This is a genomic window from Chryseobacterium sp. SIMBA_029, from assembly GCF_046535275.1.
Lineage (GTDB): Bacteria > Bacteroidota > Bacteroidia > Flavobacteriales > Weeksellaceae > Chryseobacterium.
Genome location: NZ_JAWRXA010000828.1, coordinates 1 through 237, shown reverse-complemented (window position 1 = coordinate 237; position 237 = coordinate 1). Strand labels below are relative to the sequence as shown.

Below are 237 nucleotides of genomic sequence, written 5' to 3'. Positions count from 1 at the left end.
AACATGGATTCAGGAAACTCCGCTCTCATTTTCTTGGCAGTGATGGTAATTCCTGTAGCAGAAGCATAGGCTTCCAGGCTTCCTTCGGATCCTGTACTCCAGTGCTTTCTTCCGCCCGGCTTTACAATAGTGTGTCCCAGTTCTCCGGCAAAACCATCATGTCCATAGATCAGGTTTCCGTTGGCGATGATTCCACTACCAACTCCTGTTCCCAGAGTAATCATAATGAAGTCTTTC

Annotated in this window: 1 protein-coding gene; it reads right to left on the bottom strand. The window is 47.3% G+C overall.

Annotation, left to right across the window (positions count from 1 at the left end):
• The coding region (locus SB679_RS26195) for an ROK family protein (protein WP_410705338.1) at positions 1-237 on the bottom strand (237 nt) is incomplete at both ends.